Genomic DNA, 21,418 nt, shown 5'->3' on the forward strand with positions numbered 1-21,418 from the left:
TCGATGTGAATAAGGAGGGCGGCGATATGTTCAATAATTCGATCATTTTGATAACAGGGGGAACGGGCTCGTGGGGCAGGGAGCTGACGAAGCGGCTGCTTGCTCTGCAACCCAAGGAAATCCGCATATTCTCCAGAGGTGAATTCAATCAGGTGCTAATGGCGAGAGAGTATGAGCATGCGCCGGAGGTTACCTACCGAATTGGCGATGTGAGAGATTATGAGGCGGTGCGCAGCGCATGTGCCAATGTGGATTACATCTTCCATCTCGCTGCCTTGAAGCATGTGACGATCTGCGAGAATCAGCCGGAGGAAGCGCTGAACACGAATGTCAAAGGTACGGAGAATGTCATACGCGCCAGTCAAGAGACGGGCGTGAAGAAGGTCATCGATGTATCAACGGATAAGGCGGTCAATCCCGTCAACTTCTACGGCATGACGAAGCTGCTGGGCGAGCGGCTGATCTTGAATGCGGACACCCGCAGTGAAACGACGAGGTATGCGTGCGTCAGAGGGGGGAATGTGCTTGGGACGCGCGGCAGCGTCGTGCCCTTCTTCCTCGATATGATCAAGCAGCAGCGAACGTTTCCGATCACCTCCGTCTTGATGACCCGCTTCCTGCTCACGGTGTCCGATGCGATCGAGCTGCTGATCAAGGCGGCGACGGAAGCGGTTGGCGGCGAAATCTATGTCATGAAGATGAATGCCTGCCGGATCACTGATTTGGCGAGTGCCTTGCAGGAGAAGCATGGCGTGCCGCATCTGGGCATGAAGGAGGTTGGCATCCGCCCGGGTGAGAAGCTGCATGAGGAGCTGGTATCTCCTTACGAATCCGAAAGCGCGTATCGCTTTGACCGGCAATATTATGTCATCCTGCCTCCCCATCCTTCCCGCCGTCTAATGGACAAGTACCGTGCTCTGCCGAAGGTCGGATTCCGCGGTTACAGCTCTAATGACTCTTTAATGTCCAAGCAGGAAATCATTCAATTGCTGCAAAAGGGAGGATATTAGCCTTGAATCATCCAGCTATTGTTATCGAAGTACACTTCAACAGCATATATTTTAGCGACAACATCTACAAGCAGGATTGGATTGATTATCGGATGAAGCTTACGATGGACTACACCGTCAGAAGCTTTATCGGCCAATCGGATACCAGCTTTCATGCCTTTATTTATTTTATGGACGGGACGGAGGCTCTGATCCACAAAGCGCTGCAGCCTTATCCGCCGCTGCCTTCCCACATTCAATTTGTGCCTATCTCCGAGCGGGGTGCCCGTGTAGGCGAAGCCATCCAGGGTTCGGAGCGTGCTTACGTCGCCCGCACTGACTCCGACAATATGTTCAGCCTGGATTATGTAGAGCGACTGAGGGCTTATGCAGCCAAGAGCACGACAGAAGTCATTATTACTCAGCACGGCTACTTGTATGACTGCACATCGCACCGCATGGCTACGGTAACGTATCGATCTCCTTCTTTCTTTGCCTTCCTTTACAACACACAGGATTATTTGGCAGGAAAACGATATGCCGTAAAGACGCATAACGACGCCATCAACTATAAGTATGAGCTGCTGGGCGGCCGTAACTACGTGGTGGTCATTCATCAGTCCAATGAGCTGCTCCGCTTCAAGGTCAAGTCATCGGAGCTGATCGAGCCTTCGCAGGTCGACGCATTGCTCAGTCTGTTCAAGGTATGATTCCAATAAGCGAGGGGGAGCGAAACGTGAAAAAAGTCGTAGTACTCGGTGGCAAAGGCATGGCGGGGCATCTGCTGACGCTATGGTTGTCCCGCAACGGCTGCGAGGTCATCGCAACCCAGCGGACAGGAGCTGCGCCCGCGCCTTATACGCGCCTCGATCTCAGGGATGAGAAGCGTCTGGGACTTATGCTGAAGCAGCATAAGCCGGATGCGGTCATTAATGCGGCCGGCTTGCTAAATGAAGATGCGAAGCTTCGGCTACGGGAAGCGGTTGAAATCAACAGCCTGCTCCCGCACAGGCTTGCCGATTATGGGGACGAGTTAGGTTTTCGGCTGTTCCATATTAGTACGGATTGCGTATTTTCCGGCATATCGGGGCCTTATGAGGAATCAAGGACAGCAGATGGAGCGACAGCTTATGCCAAGAGCAAAAGCTTGGGGGAAGTCATCCGGCCGAATCATTTGACGATTCGAACATCCATTATCGGGCCGGAATTGAAGGCAGATGGAATCGGGCTGATGCATTGGTTTCTTCGGGAGAACGGTCCGGTGCAAGGGTATAGCCGTGTATTCTGGAACGGCGTGACCACGCTGGAATTGGCGAAGTTTATTGGCTGGACCTTGAATCAGCCGCTAGACGGACTTGTGCATTTGACCGGTCATAAAAAGCTGTCGAAGCACAGGCTGCTGCAGATCATGAACGCCGTGTTCCGCAGAGGAATATCGATTACTCCTTGCAGCAAGCTGCATTATGACAAAAGCTTGTTGAACACAAGAGAGGACATTGTCTATGCGGCTGCGGATTATCCCGCAATGCTGGAGGAGCTTGCGCACTGGATGGGGGAGCATCGTCATCTGTATCCTCACTATGATCTGCCGAACCGCAAGTCTTGAGAAATAACGATCGCAAGCGTCCATATCATTCTCGCAAGGCAATCATATACTGCTAAGTAAAGATGAGAGAGAACTGGCAGCAAGGAAAGCGGAAGGAGAATCCGTATGGAAGTATGGCGAATCGCGATCATAGGCTGCGGGGGCATTGCGGAGAAGCATGTCGCGTCGATCGCCGAGCTGGGCGGCGAAGCGGAGCTTGTCGTCGTATGCGATCTGCAGCAAGAGAGAGTGGAGCGTTTCGCAAATGATATAGTCCGGCCCCTATTTCCGGCAGTCGCAGCATATACTTCGGTAAGCGAAGTGCTGGAGCTTGAAACTATCGATCTTGTCGTCATTGCCACAAGCAGTGATTCCCACGGAAGGCTGGCCATGGCGGCCCTGAAAGCCGGCAAGCATGTATTGGTCGAAAAGCCGCTGGCTCTGTCGCTAGAGGAAGCTTCGGCGATTGCCGATGCGGCGAGAGAACGGAAGCTTGTGGCGGCTGTCTGCTTCCAGGCAAGGTATTTGCCCCTGATGGAAGAGATGAAGCACGCCGAACGCATGGGGAAATTCGGCAAGCTGAGTCACGGTGTTGTCTCCATGCGTTGGAAGCGGGATCTAGGCTATTACCGCAGCAGCCCTTGGCGCGAATCGCGAGAGCTTGGCGGGGGATTGTTCATGAATCAATGCATTCACTATATTGATCTTCTTCTCTGGCTGATGGGTCCGGTGAAGTCCGTATACGCGCAAGCTGGCACCTATGGCGATCCTATTGGGGTGGAAAATGCGGGAGCCGTCGTGCTGAGGTTCCGAAGCGGGGCAATCGGCTTGATTGAAGCTTCGACGATTATTGCTCCGCGAACGCTGGGCACTTCGATCAGCCTATTCGGCGATAAGGGGAGTGCGGTGATCGAAGGCGCGAATTTGAATCAGCGGAAAGTATGGTCTTTTTATGGAGATGAAGCGCTAACGGAGGCTACGATCATGACGGATCATGGCATATCCCACACCCCGCTATATCGGGAAATACTCGAAAGCATGAGGGAGAAGAGACAGCCGTCCGTCTCGGCGGAGCAGACGATGCATGCGCTGGAAGTGGTGCTGGCGATTTATAGCTCTTTAACTGCAAGCGAAGTTGTGCAACTGCCGACGGAGACAAGCGGCGGCCAGTCTCAGCGGCAGGATCAGGAGAGTGGCCTATGATTATTCCGTTAATCGACTTGCGGGCGCAATATATAGAAGTGAAGGATGAACTCGAAGCGGCTATGCGAAGGGTGCTCGACAGCGGCATTTACATCGGAGGCCCTGAGGTAGAAGCGCTGGAGCGTGAGATTGCTGCGTTTACGGGAGTGCGATTTGCGATCTCTGTGGCGAACGGTACGGATGCGCTGACGCTTGCCTTGGAAGCGGCGGGAATCGGTCCGGGTGACGAAGTCATTACGACTTCATTTACGTTTTTTGCGACGGCGGAGGCGATTGTTCGCCAAGGGGCGTTACCGGTATTCGCAGACATCGACCCGCGTACATTCAATATTAGTCCGGAAGCGGTGGAGGCCAAGGTGACGCCGAGGACCAAGGCGATCATGCCGGTCCATATTTTTGGCCAGCCAGCCGATATGGACGCCTTGCAGGATATTGCAGAGAGGCATAATCTGCTTATCATTGAAGACGCTTGCCAGGCGATAGGGTCCACTTACAAGGGAAGGGCAATCGGTTCCATTGGAGATATCGGCTGCATTTCTTTTTTTCCCACCAAAAACCTGGGGGGCTACGGCGACGGCGGCATTGTCGTGACCAATAATGAGGGTGTAGCGGACCATATCCGGCTGTTATGCCATCATGGCAGCCGTCGCAAGTATTTTCATGAAATTGCCGGCTACAACAGCCGCCTCGATCCGCTGCAAGCGGCGTCGATACGCGTGAAGCTGGCAAAGCTGAAGGAATGGAACGATAGAAGGAGAGCCGCAGCGGATTACTACAACGAGCATTTGCAAGGACTTCCGCTCTTGCTTCCTTACGCTTCCGGTGACAGCAGCCATGTCTTTCATTTGTACGTGACGCTATACAAGGATCGGGAGCGGCTCACGATGGAATTGAAACGACACGGCATCTCGACGGGCCATTATTATCCGTGTCCGCAGCATCTGCAGCAGGCGCTGAGGCATCTGGGGTATAAGCGCGGTGACTTGCCGGTGACAGAGGCTGTCTGCGAGCAGTCCTTTGCACTGCCGATCTCGCCTCATCTGACGAGAGAGCAGCAGCGCTATATAATCGACAAATTGAAGCGCTACGCAAAGGGGTGAGGACGGAATGGACGCTGTTACGCTAGGCATGCATGTGGTTATCGGCGAAGGAGTGACGTTCGGGAAGAACGTGGTCATCGGCCATCATGCTGTTGTTCATGACGAAAGCGTGATCGGTTCGAATGTCCGGATTCATGATCATGCTGTTATCGGCAAGCTGCCCATGAAAGCCAAAAACTCTGCGACCACATCAACCGCTGTAACGCTTGCGCCAGCTGTCATCGAAGAGGGCTGTACGATCGGCACAGGAGCGGTTATATACCGAGGAGCGCGGCTAGGGAGTGATGTGTTCGTTGCGGATTACGCGACTGTCCGGGAGCGCGTGGCGGTCGGGGCAGCTACAATCATCGGCCGTGGTGCCGCGATTGAGAATGACTGCAGCATCGGCGCCAATTGCAAGCTGGAGACGAACAGCTATTTATGCGCATTTTCCTTGCTGGAGGATGATGTCTTTATTGCTCCGTTCGTGACGACGACGAATGATAATTATCTCGCCCGTTCGCAGCAGCGCTTCGGTCAATTTCGGGGCGTCATCATCAAGCGAGGAGGCCGGGTCGGGGCGAATGCCACCATACTGCCGGGCAGGACGATCCATGAAGAGGGCGTCGCGGCAGCGGGAAGCGTCGTGACTCGGGATGTTCCGCCGCGGACCATCGTGGCGGGAGTGCCGGCACGCAGATTGCGGGATGTGCCTCCAGAGCAATGGCTTGAGAATCAATAGTCGACAAGGAGGCTGATCCGTGGAGAGGCCGTTGAAAATATTAATGCTGGTCAAGCGGTTTGCGGAAGCGATGCCCAAGCATCAGCATAAATTTGATATGTTATCGGCAATCGAAAGGGTCGCCGAGGTTCGGTATTGGACGAAGGACGGGAATATTCTCGACATTCTCGCCAAAATCGATTTTGAGCCGGATTTTATTTTTCACTATGATTTTGAATGGCGCAACGCGTTTGCGCCTCATATTACGAATCTGGATAAAGTCAACATCTTGAAGGGCTGCTATGTGCTCGACGTTCACTTCGAGCCAGAAAAACGGAATAACTATTTCCACGAAACCGCTCGTCCCGACCTGATTTTCTCCGCTAGCAAATCTCCCTTCCTGAAGGTATTCCCGGAATGCGCTCCACGGTTCCGCTGGCTTCCGTTCGGCGTCAACCCTGAGCTGATCCGGGATTACGGGCTGGAGAAGGATATCAAATATTCCTTGATGGGACTGATGGACAACAAGTATCCGTTCCGTCATGCCGTCTTGAAGAAGATGAACGGAATAGAAGGGTTTACGCATTTCAAGCATCCCGGGCATCGGACCCCAGACCGGCCAGGCTTGTTCGTGAAGGAGGCGTATGCCGCCGCGCTGAACCGCTCTCTCATGTCCTTCACATGCGGCAGCGTGCTGCAAATTCCGGTCGCCAAGTTTTTTGAAATTCCGGGCTGCCGTTCGCTTATGCTGGCGGAGCCTAATCCTGATATTGAAGAGCTCGGCTTCCGGGACGGAGCCAATTACATCGCCTGTGACAGAGGCAATTTGCTGGGCAAGGCGCTCCATTATGCGAGTGAGACGGAGGAGAGGCAGCGTCTGACGGATGCGGGTTATTCTTTTATTCATGAGAACCATACGAATGATAGGCGCGCGGAGGAGTTCATCAGCATGATCAAAGCGATGTTGTAACGGGAAGAGGGCCGCTTCTCCGGCAGAAATCTGCCAGGGAGGAGCGGCCCTTTGCCTATACGTCAACTTGTCAGCTCTTCAGCTTGGCAAGCTGGTCTAGGTTGGTCAGGAGGATCAAGTCATTGCAGTCTTTGTCTCGCGCGAAGTATTGAAGCGCTGATTCATAATAGGGCGCTTTAATTTCCGTTAGCGCGCCCTTGTTGCCAGGCGCGAAGAGCAGGAAGTTCTCGGATAGAAACGATACGAACGAGCGCAGGTCGACGCCTTTTTTCTCCATATAACTCATATTGAATTCAATGATGCCCGCAACTTCTTTGGTTTCCTTGAGGATACGGCTCATGCCGCGCAGGACGTTCCATTCGTAGCCTTCTACATCAAGCTTGAACAGGAGCGTGTCGTCCTTTATGGTCCGATCATCGAACAGGCTGTCGACGGTTACGCTCGGAATGGTAATTTCGCGGAAAGCCCGCTCGCCCAGATGGAAAGCCGATGAATTGCCGGAGCGCACCTTATCAACGTAGAACGTGACGGAGGACTGAAGCTGGTCGGATGCAATGGCGTTGACGATGCGGAACTGGCTCCCGTTCGGATGCTCCTCAATGGATCTCGTAAGGTAAGGGCGAAGCACTTCGTTGGCATCAATGACGGTAACGGATGCTTGGCTGTCGTAAGCGGTCGAGAGGACAATCTCTCCGTAATTGACACCAGCGTCAATGACGAGACTAGGACCAAACTTCTGCGTCATCGTTCTCCACCAATGGACAATGCGCGGCTGCGTCATACCCTTGTAGCGCATAAGGCTTGCACCCTTCAAGTCTCTCGGATTGACATAAATGGGATGATTGGTTCCCGGTATAATGAGTTTATGCACAAACATTCTCCTCCTGTACGACAAATTCTGCATCTATTTCATGCAGCGCTTCTATTACCATATTCAACTTTCTCGCAACCTGTACTAGATTGGCATCCAGTCGCAACCAAAACCACGTATTTTTTGCTATTTTCATTGACCTCGCAAGATGCATTCGATAAAGTGGTTATGTGTTTGTATAATTATAGGTAACGTATGGTTGAGGAAAGGAATCGTGATGAAGATGAGCAATGGCTTTTCCCGAATAATCGCTATTATGCTCCTGCTCTTCATGCTGATACCCGGCATTGCGGCGAACGCAGAAGGCAATTTGCTAATGAATGGCGATTTTGAAGCGGCAGCCAGCGACATGCCGGATGGATGGATGACTGAAGCATGGATCGACGACAGTGGAGTTACGCAGTACGGGGTCGATCGGAATATGTCATATTCAGGGAAACAGTCTGCCTATATACATAGCAGCGGGGATAATCATGCGCGTCTGCTGCAGCGGGTAAAGGTTAAGTCCAATGCCACATACCGGATTTCCGGTTATGTGAGGACGGAAGGAATCGGCAGCCAAGGTGCGGGAGCCCATCTGTATGTCGAGGGCGTTGCGGTGCATTATCCCGAATTCCGCGACACGAACGGGACATGGGCTTACTTGGAGTTTTACGGCAAGACGGCCAAGAACCAAAAGGAGATACTTGTCGGAGGAAGCCTCGGGGGATATGGGAGCATTAATTCAGGCAAAGTCTGGTTCGACCAGCTCAAGGTCGAGAAGGTATCGGGAGCGCCGGATGGCGCGGAGGTCTTCTCGCTGGAGCAGACTTCTTCGGTAGCCGGGGAGACGGAGGCGCCGCAGAAAGTATCTATTCTGGGCACGATGATCTATTCGGCATTATTTGCTCTGCTGCTTGCTTTCGTGACCGTGAAGCTGTTCCGCGACAGGCAGTGGCTGGAGCAGCGCCGGAGCAGCGTGTCTGTTCTGCTGGCGGTATCCTTCGCCGCGGCATTGGCACTGCGTATCGTACTGGCTGTAAGCCACGAAGGATACGCCAACGATATCGCCCTGTTCATGTTCTGGTCTGATCAGGCGGTTCGCGAAGGGCTGGCGGGCTTCTATCATACGGAGATGTTCGTCGATTATCCGCCAGGCTACATCTATGTGTTGTTTGCACTGGGTCATATCAAGAGCTGGCTTGGCATTACGGGCGAGTCAGCGGCGATGCTGCTGTACAAGCTTCCCGCCATTGCAGCGGATCTGGGCGCGGCGGCTGTTATCTTCCGGTTAGCAGCGAAGAAGCTGGGCGCGCCAGTCGCACTGGGTCTATCCATGCTGTGGCTGTTCAATCCGGCGGTCATTCTGGATTCAGCCGCATGGGGGCAAGTGGATTCGGTATTTGCGCTGGTGCTTTCTCTATCGCTGCTAGGCATCTCGGAGAACCGGTTCGGCAAAGCTGCTGTCTGGTATGCAATCGCTGCGCTGATCAAGCCGCAGGCCTTCATCTTTATGCCGGTGCTGCTGCTCGCCTTGCTGTTGAGGAAGAAGTGGAAGAACGTTGCGGTCACCGCTTATTACGGGTTTGGCACATTTATTCTGCTTGCTTTGCCTTTCTTCTGGTCGAGCGGCGGGCTTAAAGCTTTGTATGAGTTGTACAGGGGCACGTTGTCCTCCTATCCGTACGCGACGTTGAATGCCTTTAATCTATATGCATTGTTCGGAGCGAACTGGAAGCCGCTTACGGAGAACTGGCTGTTCCTAAGCTATCAGCATTGGGGCAATTTCTTTATTCTCGTTGCGGTGGGGCTGGCCGTCTGGTTCAGTCTGGCAGGCAAGCGGCGAGAGGGAGAGGATCGCAGCTTCTTTATCGCGATGGCATTGATCGCCGTTGTGTTCATTCTTGTAACGAAGATGCATGAGCGTTATATGTTCCCGATTCTGCTGCTGAGCTTGTTTGCCTTTATTCAAATGCGGGACCGGCGAATGCTGCATGTATTCTACGGATTTACGATTACGAATTTCTTCAATATGAGCTATGTGCTGGAATACAGCAAGACGACCACCAATGTCGTCATGGATGGCGTTGTCCTGCTGGTTGCGATCAGCAATATCGGCTTGCTGCTTTATATGCTGTATGCGGGCTATGATCATTACAAGCGCGGACGCACGCTTGGGATCGTGCCGGTGACGTTGGACGACAAGAAGGAAGCGGATCGGCATCTACTGTCGAGTGTGACACAAGATACGATGCCGGGTGACAGGACTAAGCGGCTCCTGACGCGCAAGGACTGGATCTGGATGGTTGGTCTGACGGCCGTGTACGCGCTAGTCGCGCTCATCGGACTTGGCTCTATGAAGGGACCGGAGACGCCTTGGCAGCCGTCAAGCACGACGCAAAGCTTCTATATTGATTTGGGTGAAGAGAAGCATCTGGAGCGCGTTACAACGTTCGGCGGGGTAGGCACAGGCAAGTTCCGTCTGGAGTTCGGCCTCCAGCCGGAGGAGTGGACGAATCCGGTTGAGGTGGACAACAACCACGTAGCGGTATTCGCATGGCGCAGCCAGACGGTGGATCTGAACGCCCGTTATGTGAAGCTGACCGTTACAACGCCTGGCTTCTCCTTGCATGAGATGGGAATCTATGAATCGGGAAGCAAAGAACCGCTTCCGATTGCCGCCATTCATGATGAGAAGGCAGGGGAGCCAAGGCGCGGCAGCGTAGCCCAGCTATTCGACGAGCAAGACTTGATGATATATGGGCATAATTATATGAAGGGCAGCTACTTCGACGAGATCTACCATGCCAGAACGGCGTATGAGAATCTCGAAGGCATCGTCGCTTACGAGAATACCCATCCGCCGCTGGGCAAAATCATCATTGCGCTTGGCATCAAGCTGTTCGGCCTTAATCCGTTCGGATGGCGGATCGCAGGAACGCTAATCGGGATTGCGATGGTTCCTATTATCTATATGACAGCCAAGCGCTTGTTCGGCCGAACGGCTTATGCTGCGCTTGCGGCTGGCCTGCTGGCTGCGGACTTCATGCATTTCACGCAGACGAGAATTGCGACGATCGATGTATACGGTGTGTTCTTCATTATGTTGATGTTCCACTTTATGAACAAATATTTGGCGCTCAGCTTCTATCGTACGAAGCTGCTTGCGACGCTGGTGCCGCTGGGTCTAGCCGGATTGTTCTTCGGGCTCGGCGTTGCATCGAAGTGGATCGTTCTATACGGCGGTGCAGGCCTGGCTGTTATGCTCGGCATATCACTATGGGAACGGTATAAGGAATATGCGGCGGCGAAGCGTATGCTTCGGCGGCAGGATGATGCTGCGGCAGCGTTTGATTCGGATGCGCTACGGCGAATAGTATCGGTATTTCCGTCCTATACCGTGCTGACGCTGGCTGCTTGCCTGGTTTTCTATATCGCGATTCCAGCTGGTATCTATGCGCTCTCTTACATTCCGATACTAACCGTGATGAGCGAAGGCTATACGCTGAAGTCGCTCATTGATTACCAAGTGCATATGTACAGCTACCATAGCCATCTCGTGTCGTCTCATCCCTTCTCCTCCTCCTGGTGGGAGTGGCCGTTCATGAAGCGTCCGGTCTGGTATTATTCCGGGGGCGAGCTGGCAGCGGGGATGAAGTCGACGATTGTCGCAATGGGCAATCCGCTCATCTGGTGGACAGGCATTGCGGCGATGCTGGCGACGATGTGGATCAGCATCAAACGGCGCGACAAGCATGTCTATATGCTGTGGATCGCCTTCTTGGCGCAATATGTGCCGTGGATGCTCGTACCGCGCGAGACGTTCCTGTATCATTACTTCGCGATGGTGCCGTTCGTGATCTTGAGCATTGTTTACTTGTTTCAATTGGCGGAGGAGCGGAATCCGAAGGTCAGGAAGATTCGCAACGGATTTGCGATTGCCGCGGCAATCTTGTTTGTAATATATTACCCCGCGTTGTCCGGCTTGACTGTGCCGAAATGGTACATTGATCTGCTGCGCTGGTTCCCTAGCTGGGTATTTTAATATGGAGAATAGATGAGGAGCATCGTCATGGAAAACAAGGTCAGGTATAGCGTTATTGTGCCAATGTACAACGAGGAAGAAGTAATCGAGCATACGTATGGCAGGTTGAAGGAAGTAATGGACCGGGCGGACGGCAGATACGAGCTGATCTTCGTCAATGACGGCAGCAAGGATCGTTCTGTCGAGCTGGTGAAATCGTTCAGTGTGAACGACCAGAACGTAAGGCTGATTGACTTCTCTCGAAACTTCGGGCATCAAATCGCGATTACGGCTGGCATGGATTATGCGAAGGGCGATGCGATTGTCGTTATCGATGCGGACTTGCAGGACCCGCCTGAAGTGATCCTGGACATGATCGTGAAGTGGAAGGAAGGCTACGAGGTGGTGTACGGCCGCAGGCTGAAGCGCAAGGGGGAGACGCTGTTCAAGAAGCTGACCGCGCTTGGCTTCTACAGGCTCCTGCGCAGCATGACGAATGTCGACATTCCGCTTGATACAGGCGACTTCAGACTCATCGATCGCAAAGTATGCGATGTGCTGCGCGGCTTGAAGGAGAAAAATCGCTTTGTCCGGGGTTTGATCAGCTGGATTGGCTTCAAGCAGACGAGCGTCGAGTATGTGCGCGAGGAGCGGTTCGCGGGAGAAACGAAGTATCCGCTGAAAAAAATGATCAGCTTTGCGCTCGACGGTATTACGAGCTTCTCTTATAAGCCGCTTAAGATTGCTACTTATCTAGGATTTTTCCTGTCGATTGGCAGCTTCTTCTATTTGCTAGTTGTCTTATATCAGCGTCTGTTCACGGAAACGACAGAGACGGGATGGACGACGATCGTAGCGCTGAATCTGCTCTTCAATGGCATCATTCTGCTCCTGCTGGGTGTAATCGGGGAGTATATCGGCCGTATCTATGACGAGTCCAAAAACCGCCCGCTTTATATTGTAAGGGAAGTGCAGGGCTACCCGGAGCAAACGGCGGAAGAAACGAGCGTCAAAGGCGATTCGGAGCGTGCCAAGCAATATGTCTGATCAGGCCAGAAAGCGTTCCATCAAGCAATTTCTTACGTTCAGCGTAATCGGCGGTCTGAATACGCTTATTGATATGGGTGTGTTCACACTGCTGATTGTTGTACAGACTCATTATTCAATCGCACAGATTGCGGCTTATGCAGCAGGTATGCTGAATAGTTATGTAATGAACAGCGTTTTTACATTCCGGGACGAGGCAGCGGCTAACGGAAAGCAAGGCGGGGCGAGACGGATCATGCGGTTCCTTCTATGGAATCTCTGTATGCTGGGAGCTTCCCTGCTGCTGCTTGTGATCGCGACGGAATGGATCGGCCTGCATGAGCTGATTAGCAAAGCAATGGTAACGGTGCTGGTTGTAGCGCTGAACTTCTACGGAAGCAAGAGGTGGGTATTCGCCGGGCATAAGCCGGTGGAGACGGGAGGCATGTCATGAAGCGACTGCTATCATACGGACTTATTATCATCGGTCTGCTTATTATTGTATATCCCCGGGCCAGCGCATGGCTCGATGACAGGCAGCAGGAGAAGCTGATGGCGCAGTGGAAAGTAAGCGTGGATGACGAGCAGGCGCAGCAGGAAGCGCTGAATCAGTATGACCGGCTTTCGACCTTGTTCGCCGAGGCGGAGTCTGAGTCGGCTGGTGCAACCTCCGATGCTGATGAAACGGCGGAACCGTCGGATACGCCAGCCCCTTCCCAGGAGCCTCTGAAGCTTAATGCCATCGCCACTATACGGATACCTAGCATTAAGGTGAACCTTCCGGTGCTGGAGGGTGCCACGCAAAAAAATATGAAATACGCCGCCGCGCATCTGAAGGAGACAGCCCCGATCGGCGAAGTCGGCAATGCAGCAATTGCCGCGCATCGCATGAGAGCGAAGGGCAAGCTGTTCAACCGTCTTAACGAGGTGAAGAAAGGCGACAAGATTGTTGTAGAGACCAAAGGCGAGACCTATACGTATGTGGTGACCGGTACCTCGATCGTGGAGCCGACGGATGTATCCGTCCTCAATTATAATAAGAAGGACCGCAGATTGACGCTGATTACATGTGATCCTGTCGTTGATCCGACGCACCGGCTGATCGTTCACGCCGAGATGGCGTAATCCGGAGTTCTATTGCGCCCATTTTGCTCATATACAGCACCATCGCTACACCCCCTTCATATGATAAGTTGACTGTATCCCTTGCCCTTGTTATACCCATAAAAACCCGAGCAAGGAGGGGTGACAAATCTTGAAGGGAAGCGACCATAAGAGCAAGTTTTTACTGACACATCGTGAACGAGAGGTATTCGAGCTGTTGGTGCAGGACAAAACGACAAGAGATATCGCGCAGCAATTATTCATCAGCGAGAAAACCGTTCGCAACCATATTTCGAATGTTATGCAAAAATTGAATGTCAAAGGTCGTTCGCAAGCGGTTGTCGAGCTGATTAAGCTTGGGGAGTTACAAATTTAACATATTAAGGTCTCTCCATTCTCGTTTGTCAGGGCATATGCCCTTTCTACATGCTAACTATAGGATTGTATTGGAGACAGCATAGCGATATGCTGTCTTTTTTTATGCATTTTAGCTCGAATTTAATCGAATTCACGACTTTGATAACAAGCCATCCCACCTGAACTCGCCTTTTTAACAATTTCCACTACTTACACTAGCCGACCTTGTTTTTCTATCATTTTTCGAAAAAAAAGTAACTTCTGTAGTGCAAAAAATCGCGCTCCTCTTATATCGTTTCTCTCTCAGGCCGGCGGTAGAATGTACATAAGCCGGAAGGAAGCAATCGCCTTCCACCACTACATTCCAGAGGAGGATATTATGTCGGAGACAACGACGAACAAGCCACACCTTTCGTCTTCGCCACAGCTGAGACCGGTGAAAAAGATGAATCCTTTCCGCCGCTTTTGGAAGCAGATCGACGTGCAGCTGATGGTTCTGCCTGGGATATTGCTTGTGTTTGTTTTTTCTTACATCCCAATGTACGGCATTCTCACAGCGTTTATGGACTACGACATTTTTACCGCACATCGAATATTTGAGAATCCATGGGTAGGTTTCAAGCATTTCGAGGCTTTCTTTAACGCTCCGAACTTCGGGACGCTCATGCGGAATACGATTGTAATCAGTTTGCTAAAGTTTTTTATCGGTTTCCCGGCACCCATTATTCTGGCTTTAATGCTGAATGAAGTACGACATATGGTATTCAAGCGGATTGTTCAAACGATCACGTATTTGCCGCACTTTATGTCATGGGTAATTGTAGGCGGCTTGGTCATGTCGCTGTTATCCACAGATAATGGCAGCGTGAATATTTTCCTGAAAGGAGTAGGGGCGATTGACGAGCCCATTAATTTCCTTTCGATTAAAGAGTATTTCTGGACGATTCTGATCTCAACAAATGTTTGGAAAGAGATTGGTTTTGCGTCCATTGTATATCTGGCTGCAATCGCCGGAGTCGATCCGCATTTATATGAAGCAGCGGATATTGATGGCGCAAGTAAATTCAAGCAAATTTATCTCATTACCATTCCAACCATTATGCCGGTCATCCTGATCTTTATGATTCTGGCGGTAGGCAACCTGCTCAATGCAGGATTTGAGGATATCCTTATCCTGGCGGAGAATCCGCTGCTAAGGCCCGTATCGGATGTTATTGACGTGTATGTCTATCGAATTGGTCTGCAGAACTTCAAATATTCCTTTGCAGTAGCGATCGGGTTGTTTAAAGCAGTCATCAGTATCGGACTACTGACCATCGCCAACTACCTGGCTCGCAAAGCGGGGAGCAGCTTATGGTAATTTCGGAGCATACTGGACCAATACGGGAGGTTGAAATGCATTGAGAATGAAACGAATTGCCTTTAGCGATCAAATGATGCTGGTTATGATATATGTCTTTCTGGTGCTGCTTACTCTATCGACATTATATCCATTCTGGAATGCGCTGGTTGTTTCGTTTAATGCAGGCTTGGATACTGCAAAAGGCGGCGTTACGGTCTGGCCAAGAGTATTTACCTTGGAAAACTACAAGACCGTTATGAATGACAGCAAGTTGCTGAATGCCTTTATGATTTCAATTTATAGAACAGTTATAGGAACGATATCGGCCATATTCTGTACGGCTTTGCTTGCTTATGGTATGACCCGATCTTATTTGATGGGCAGAAAATTTTATATGTTAGTTTTTGTCTTCACCATGTACTTTGGCGGCGGATTGATTCCGACCTATCTGGTAATTCGCTCCCTCGGGCTCATGGACAACTTCCTGGTCTTCATAATCCCGGCATTGATTAGCGTGTGGAACATGATCATATTCCGTACCTTCTTTAAAGGACTGCCCGCAGGCCTTGAGGAATCGGCGCAAATTGACGGCTGTAGTACGTGGGGAATCTTTTTCAGAATCATATTACCGCTGTCTGGACCCGTCATTGCTACGCTTGGACTGTTTACGGCTATTGCGCATTGGAACGATTGGTTTGTGCCAAGCATCTATATCTCCAATGTAGATTTGCTTCCTGTACAAACGATTCTGCGCCGGCTGTTGAATGCCAACATTGTGGATTTGGCCGGATTGGATTCTGGGGTGGTCAACAAAATTCAGGGCATGCAGCAAATTACGAGCAAGTCGCTTACAACGGCGACTATGATGGTTGTTACACTTCCAATTATTGCTGTCTATCCGTTCGTACAGAAGTATTTTGTTAAAGGGGTATTGATTGGTTCCCTGAAAGAGTAGCAAGCTGTTGAACCTGGTTTCTGGCGATTTCGCTTTGAACATATATAACTTAAATGAGAGGGGCAAATGCAATGAAGAAAAGAAAGTCGCTGCTAATGATCATTTCAGCGGTCTTGTTACTAAGCACGGTTTTGGCGGCTTGTAGCAACTCCGGTTCCAACACGAAGCCGTCACCTACGGCACCAGCTTCCAGCAATTCAGGCAATGGTAATGATGAAGGTGTAACAGAGGGACAGAAAGGCGATGCATGGGAATTTGGCTCCGAGCCATTGGCATTCTCGATGTACTACCATTATGATTGGGCCGACTTCCTTGGCATGGATGAATATCCAGCTACCAAATGGCTGAAAGAAAACAAGCAGCTTGATATTAAAGCGATTCAAGCTAATGGCAGCGCTAATGAAGTCATGTCGACAATGATTGTTGGCAACAAGCTTCCGGATGTAATCTGGATGGATCGTTTCCACCAAGACTTTGACCGTTTGTATAAAGCCGGACAACTCGTTCCGCTTGACGATTATTTGGAGAAATATCCAAATCTTCTGAAGTGGGCCGGCAAAGAGAAGCTGGATCTGCTTCGTTCTGACGACGGCAAGTTGTATAAATTCCCGAACTGGTATACAGAAAAATCGACGAATACAGCAGGTTATGCCATCAACAAAAAGATTTACAGAGAAATGGGTTCACCAAAGCTGGAGACAATTGATGAATTGTACCAATACCTTATAGACGTAAAAGCGAAATATGGAGATCAAGTGATTCCATTTGAGCCGGATCGCGGGGTTGACGGCCAAGGCATCGGTGTCCTTTATACAGCATTCAAAGAAGGCGCCTTGTATGATTCTGTCGGCAGACAGCTGATTGGTGTACCTAATGGAGACAAATTGACTTCACTGTTCACTGATCCTGCGTTCCGGGAGTCGCAAAAATTTGTATCCAAGCTTTATCGTGAGAAGTTGATGACACAAGACGCTTTCACGCAAACCAATGAGCATGTTACTGAAAAGCTTCTTTTGAACCGTGTTGCCGTATACGCAAGCTCCAACGTTACACAAAAAACGAATATCGCACATTCCGAGATTATTAAAGAAAATCCGGAAGATGGTTATTTTGTAGTCTGGCCATTCCACAAAGAGGGTCTGGATAAAAACAAAATTTATCCGGGCGGATACGACAAACTGGGCTGGAATGTCACAGTTATAACAAAAAATGCCAAGGATCCCGAAAAAATCTTCGCATTCCTGGACTGGTTCACAGGTCCAGACGGCATGAACCTGCAATTCTTCGGACCGGAAGGGAAGAACTGGAAGGGCTATGACGGTGAAGGTTCCCCTATCTTTACTGAACAATTCGATCCGGTTGAAGTTGCTGATATTCAAACGAAAAATACTTGGATTCAAATTGTTGGCAATACCTCTTATATCGACCCAGCAAAAATGAAGATGGAAGAAACATTGCCTGAGAATGACCGGAACTGGCAGGCTAAATATCAAAGTGAGATCACTTGGCCGACAGGTATCGACATTACAGAATTCAAAGACTTAACTCCTCCGACTGACAGCGATGAAGCGAATATCCAGACGCTAATGACGGAGTTGCTGACGCAAGTACTGGCAGAGTCCTCGCAAGCCAAGTCTGACGCGGATGTAGACAAAATTCTTGACAAGGCAGAAGCTGATGCAAAATCATATGGCTATGAGAAATTACTGGAATGGCGCTCAGGCCAATGGCAAGAAAAACGTAAGATTCTGGGACTTAACTAATCCCGCAAAGCAAGACGAAGCATCCCAACAGGTTCAGTGAACCCGTTGGGATGTCTCTGCATTCAATTATAATCATCTTTTCTATATATTGTTAGTGTTGTTTTTGGTATCATTAGACTATTAACAGTCGAAATTACCATTCTTTCAAGGGGGCACATGGTCAGTGAACAAGAAGAGAGAAATGTTCATGCGACTTCTGCTTACAGCTTTGGCTTTAAGTTTGATCTGGGGCTGCAGCAATGCAGGGACGGTGAAAGAATCAGAGAAGAATCAACCAACACCAATCGATGATAGCGGGCTGTATGAAAACGGCTTGTACATCCTGGGCAAGGAAAGGCTGGACATTACGTTCTACGGCCATTACAGCTACTATTCCATGCCTGTATGGGGAGCTGATCCCGCATCCAGGTGGATCAGGGATCAATTCAATATTCATATTACGCCCATTAGCTCGGACGGTAAGGCAAAGTATAAGCTGCAGAAGATGATTGCCGGCAACAACCTGCCGGATATCGTATGGGGCGACCGCGATTACGATCTGGAGCAGATGCGGGAAGCGGGTATGCTTGTACCGCTGGATGAGTATATCGAGAAATACCCGAACCTGAAGAAATGGGCCGGAGAGAAAGTATTGGAATTGCTTCGTTCGCCTGACAAAAAGATTTATTATTTTCCCAACTACTACACAAGCCAGCCTTACGGGAATGCGGGCTTTGTCATTAATAAAAAAATATATCGCGAGCTGGGATTCCCGCCATTAGATACGACGGAAGACTTGTATCAGTATTTGTTAATGGTAAAGGAGCATTATCCGAACATTATTCCGTTTGAGACAGGGCAGGCAATAGAAGGTCATGGCATTGACCAGCTGTTTTCCGCCTTCAAGGAAAATAATTTGGGTTTTACCAGACTTTACGCTGTAACGGAAGGCGACCGGATGACGTCTATCTATAAGGACCCGGCGTTCCGCGAATCGGCGGTATATGTGGCGAAGCTGATGCGAGAGGGTCTGTTTCCCGGTGATGCGATGACCCAGACGGAGGATCAGGTGACGGATAAGATCGTCCAGGGCAAGGTAGCCGTCTACGCCAGCGCGAATCCGATGATTAACGGGATGGTAGGAGACGCCGCTCTTCGCAAGATCAACCCTGATGACGGATATATGTTCATCGAGCCCATCTACAAGCACGGGCTTGACCGCTCCAAGATCTATCCGGGCACGTACAATCTTCTGGGTTGGAACGTCGCCACCATTACGACGAGCGCGAGAAACCCGGAAGCGATATTCGCCATGCTGGATTGGATGACGGGACCGGAAGGTTCAGCTGTCCAGATGTGGGGGCCTCCAGGACCGGAAGGTTACTGGAACGGCTTTAGGGAAGACGGCATCACGCCTAATTTTACCGCCCGATACGGGACCGATCAGAAAGAGCTTGCAGAAATACAGGCGATTTCAGGTGACATGATATGGGTGGGCAATACCGTTTATTTGGATAAAACAAAAAGCGAATACGAGCAGACGCTTCCAGAGGAACAGCAGAACTGGTCGACGTATTGGCAGCAAAAAATTACTTGGAAATCGCAAGGCGATGCAACGGAATTCATTAATGTGCAGCCGCCTCCCAACTCGGATGAAAGCAGAACGATGAACAAGCTCAAAGATATATGGCTTGACGCACGCAGTGATGCGTTATTCGGCAAATCCGACGAGGAAGTGCTGTCTATATTGGACGATGCGCATCGCGCTTCCATGGATGCGGGATTCCAGCAATATTTGAATTACATTACGATGAGATGGCAAGAAAATTTGAAAGTTCTGAATAACAAATAACAACTTACATTCAGCATTGATGCTTCATGGGGGGAAGAGACGATGTACAATGTGCTGTTAGTAGATGATGAAGAACTGGATTTGGAAGGAATGAAGCAATTTATTCCTTGGACGGAGCTGGGTATGGAGGTCAAGGGCTCCGTCAATAATGCGCTGTCCGCCTGTGAGGTGCTGGATCAGCATGCCATTGATATACTCGTAAGTGATGTGAATATGCCATATATGTCTGGACTTGAGCTGGCCCGTATTGCGCTGCAGCGGAAGCCCAATATCCGGATCATCTTTGTGAGCGGATTCCAGGAATTCAGCTACGTGCAGCAAGCTCTGTCGCTCAAGGCTTACAACTATGTACTGAAGCCAATGGACGACAACGAGCTGATTGCTTCGCTCATGAAGGTGAAGCGCGACCTGGACGAGGAGCTGAAGCACCGGGAAGTCGAAGAGGCGTACCAGAATATGATTCCGATTGCCAAAAGCGACCTGCTGCTGCGCCTCTTCGAAGGAGAGGACCCATCGGATCGCGAGTTCATGGCGAAATTGACGAAGACGCATGAGCTGCATCGCTTGAAGTGGCCGATCCGGGTAGCGGTAATGGAGCTGGATCTGCTCTCCAGAACGGAAGACAATGCCCGTTCCCGGTTGGAAGTGTCTAGAGTATTCATCAAACAGCTGCATGAAGCGGTCAGCGCAGGCGGGATTATTCCTTATTGCAAGCTGAATTCTCAGCGAATCGCTTTGCTGCTGGAGGCTGACGGAATCGAAGCTAGAATTGCCAAGCTGCTAGATACGGCCCAGCGCCGCTTGAACGTTACCGTGACGACCGGTCTCGGCGCGCCGGTGCATGCGGCGGAGAGGCTTCATGAATCGTACGCACAAGCTATTCAGGCTGTCGAAGGCAAGATGTTCCTTGGAAAAGGCGGCATTATCAATTACGAGGAAGTAAGCGCGGAGCCGGGCATGCTGGACTCCCGCATGCTGGACGCTCATATGAACGCTTTGATGAAAGCGGTTAAAGATTACGAGCTTGTCCAAATCTATGACGAGTTCGAAGGCTTATTCCGCTCCTTGACGAGCTTGCGCTCCAAATTTACGGTTCATAACTTGACCAACTATATTATTTGGAAGCTGGATCAGCATCTGAGCGCGATGAACGAGGACCTGTTCGAGCTGCTAGGCATCGATATCCGCAATCTGGATATCTTGCTCCAATTCGAGACGGTGAACGATATTCGCAGATGGCTGCTTTACCGTGTATTCGAGATTTCGGAGAAGCTGCATCATAAGAACAGCACAAAGGACAGCAAGTTTATTCGCAACGTTATGAAGACGATCAAAGACAGGATGAGCGAGAATATTACGCTGAAGGATATTGCGCAGCATTTCTCCTTCTCACCAAGCTATCTAGGCTTTCTCATCAAGGAAAAATCGGGGCATACGTTCAATGAGCTGCTGGTTCAGCTGCGCATGGAGCGGGCATGTGAGCTACTTAAGACGCCGGGCATGAAAATCTATGAAATAGCGGATCAGGTAGGCTATCGTTATCTGCCGTATTTCAGCAGGCAATTCAAAGAGAAGTTCGGCATGACGCCGCTTGAGTATCGCAAAAGAGAGCAGTAGCC

The 21,418-nt window shown here is 50.6% G+C and carries 18 protein-coding genes; 17 read left to right on the forward strand and 1 reads right to left on the reverse strand.

The window, feature by feature from the left end:
• The first annotated feature begins 26 nt into the window (after positions 1 to 26).
• The 7 genes from ACFVSO_RS16460 to ACFVSO_RS16490 all read left to right on the forward strand — a co-directional run bounded on the left by ACFVSO_RS16460 (position 27) and on the right by ACFVSO_RS16490 (position 6,547).
• Positions 27 to 1,010 (forward strand): polysaccharide biosynthesis protein, encoded by a 984-nt coding sequence (locus ACFVSO_RS16460; RefSeq protein WP_387475433.1) that lies wholly within the window; start codon positions 27 to 29, stop codon positions 1,008 to 1,010.
• A 2-nt stretch (positions 1,011 to 1,012) separates the two neighbouring features.
• Complete coding sequence (locus ACFVSO_RS16465; protein WP_387475435.1) at positions 1,013 to 1,699, forward strand: glycosyltransferase; 687 nt, start codon at positions 1,013 to 1,015, stop codon at positions 1,697 to 1,699.
• Between the two features lie 26 nt (positions 1,700 to 1,725).
• The gene (locus tag ACFVSO_RS16470; RefSeq protein ID WP_387475437.1) at positions 1,726 to 2,595 is read left to right on the forward strand and encodes a sugar nucleotide-binding protein; all 870 of its coding nucleotides are present in this window, start codon (positions 1,726 to 1,728) and stop codon (positions 2,593 to 2,595) included.
• 105 nt (positions 2,596 to 2,700) lie between these two features.
• A complete protein-coding gene (locus tag ACFVSO_RS16475) occupies positions 2,701 to 3,777 on the forward strand; it encodes a Gfo/Idh/MocA family protein (protein WP_387475439.1) in 1,077 nt (358 codons plus the stop codon).
• Complete coding sequence (locus ACFVSO_RS16480; protein ID WP_387475441.1) at positions 3,774 to 4,877, forward strand: DegT/DnrJ/EryC1/StrS family aminotransferase; 1,104 nt, start codon at positions 3,774 to 3,776, stop codon at positions 4,875 to 4,877. The genes ACFVSO_RS16475 and ACFVSO_RS16480 overlap by 4 nt, the downstream gene beginning before the upstream one ends.
• 7 nt (positions 4,878 to 4,884) lie before the next feature.
• On the forward strand, positions 4,885 to 5,598 hold the full coding sequence (locus tag ACFVSO_RS16485; protein ID WP_387475443.1) for a DapH/DapD/GlmU-related protein: 714 nt from the start codon (positions 4,885 to 4,887) through the stop codon (positions 5,596 to 5,598).
• 19 nt (positions 5,599 to 5,617) lie between these two features.
• Positions 5,618 to 6,547 (forward strand): glycosyltransferase family protein, encoded by a 930-nt coding sequence (locus tag ACFVSO_RS16490; protein ID WP_387475445.1) that lies wholly within the window; start codon positions 5,618 to 5,620, stop codon positions 6,545 to 6,547.
• Positions 6,548 to 6,617: 70 nt separating this feature from the next.
• On the opposite strand, the gene ACFVSO_RS16495 is transcribed toward ACFVSO_RS16490, so the two are convergent.
• The gene (locus ACFVSO_RS16495; protein WP_387475447.1) at positions 6,618 to 7,418 is read right to left on the reverse strand and encodes an FkbM family methyltransferase; all 801 of its coding nucleotides are present in this window, start codon (positions 7,416 to 7,418) and stop codon (positions 6,618 to 6,620) included.
• A 217-nt stretch (positions 7,419 to 7,635) separates the two neighbouring features.
• Between ACFVSO_RS16495 and ACFVSO_RS16500 the strand changes: the two genes are divergently transcribed.
• The 10 genes from ACFVSO_RS16500 (at position 7,636) to ACFVSO_RS16545 (ending at position 21,416) form a co-directional block, all read left to right on the forward strand.
• Positions 7,636 to 11,442 carry a phospholipid carrier-dependent glycosyltransferase gene (locus ACFVSO_RS16500; protein WP_387475449.1) on the forward strand — a complete coding sequence of 1,269 codons (3,807 nt, stop codon included), beginning with the start codon at positions 7,636 to 7,638 and terminating at the stop codon, positions 11,440 to 11,442.
• A 27-nt stretch (positions 11,443 to 11,469) separates the two neighbouring features.
• Entirely contained in the window at positions 11,470 to 12,468 is a 999-nt protein-coding gene (locus ACFVSO_RS16505) for a glycosyltransferase family 2 protein (protein WP_387475451.1), read from the forward strand.
• Positions 12,449 to 12,901: a GtrA family protein gene (locus tag ACFVSO_RS16510; protein ID WP_387475453.1), complete on the forward strand. Its 453-nt coding sequence runs from the start codon at positions 12,449 to 12,451 to the stop codon at positions 12,899 to 12,901. Before ACFVSO_RS16505 ends, ACFVSO_RS16510 begins: the two co-directional genes overlap by 20 nt.
• Positions 12,898 to 13,572: a class D sortase gene (locus tag ACFVSO_RS16515; RefSeq protein WP_387475455.1), complete on the forward strand. Its 675-nt coding sequence runs from the start codon at positions 12,898 to 12,900 to the stop codon at positions 13,570 to 13,572. The genes ACFVSO_RS16510 and ACFVSO_RS16515 overlap by 4 nt, the downstream gene beginning before the upstream one ends.
• 130 nt (positions 13,573 to 13,702) lie before the next feature.
• Complete coding sequence (locus ACFVSO_RS16520; RefSeq protein WP_006040330.1) at positions 13,703 to 13,927, forward strand: helix-turn-helix domain-containing protein; 225 nt, start codon at positions 13,703 to 13,705, stop codon at positions 13,925 to 13,927.
• A gap of 426 nt (positions 13,928 to 14,353) precedes the next feature.
• Positions 14,354 to 15,268 carry an ABC transporter permease gene (locus ACFVSO_RS16525; protein ID WP_387476207.1) on the forward strand — a complete coding sequence of 305 codons (915 nt, stop codon included), beginning with the start codon at positions 14,354 to 14,356 and terminating at the stop codon, positions 15,266 to 15,268.
• A 46-nt stretch (positions 15,269 to 15,314) separates the two neighbouring features.
• A complete protein-coding gene (locus tag ACFVSO_RS16530; RefSeq protein ID WP_387476209.1) occupies positions 15,315 to 16,205 on the forward strand; it encodes a carbohydrate ABC transporter permease in 891 nt (296 codons plus the stop codon).
• Between the two features lie 71 nt (positions 16,206 to 16,276).
• Complete coding sequence (locus ACFVSO_RS16535; RefSeq protein ID WP_387475458.1) at positions 16,277 to 17,968, forward strand: extracellular solute-binding protein; 1,692 nt, start codon at positions 16,277 to 16,279, stop codon at positions 17,966 to 17,968.
• Between the two features lie 163 nt (positions 17,969 to 18,131).
• On the forward strand, positions 18,132 to 19,799 hold the full coding sequence (locus tag ACFVSO_RS16540; protein ID WP_387475460.1) for an extracellular solute-binding protein: 1,668 nt from the start codon (positions 18,132 to 18,134) through the stop codon (positions 19,797 to 19,799).
• A 42-nt stretch (positions 19,800 to 19,841) separates the two neighbouring features.
• On the forward strand, positions 19,842 to 21,416 hold the full coding sequence (locus ACFVSO_RS16545; protein ID WP_387475462.1) for a response regulator: 1,575 nt from the start codon (positions 19,842 to 19,844) through the stop codon (positions 21,414 to 21,416).
• Positions 21,417 to 21,418: the final 2 nt, after the last annotated feature.

This window comes from Paenibacillus sp. NPDC057967, from assembly GCF_042887015.1.
Classification (GTDB): Bacteria; Bacillota; Bacilli; order Paenibacillales; family Paenibacillaceae; genus Pristimantibacillus.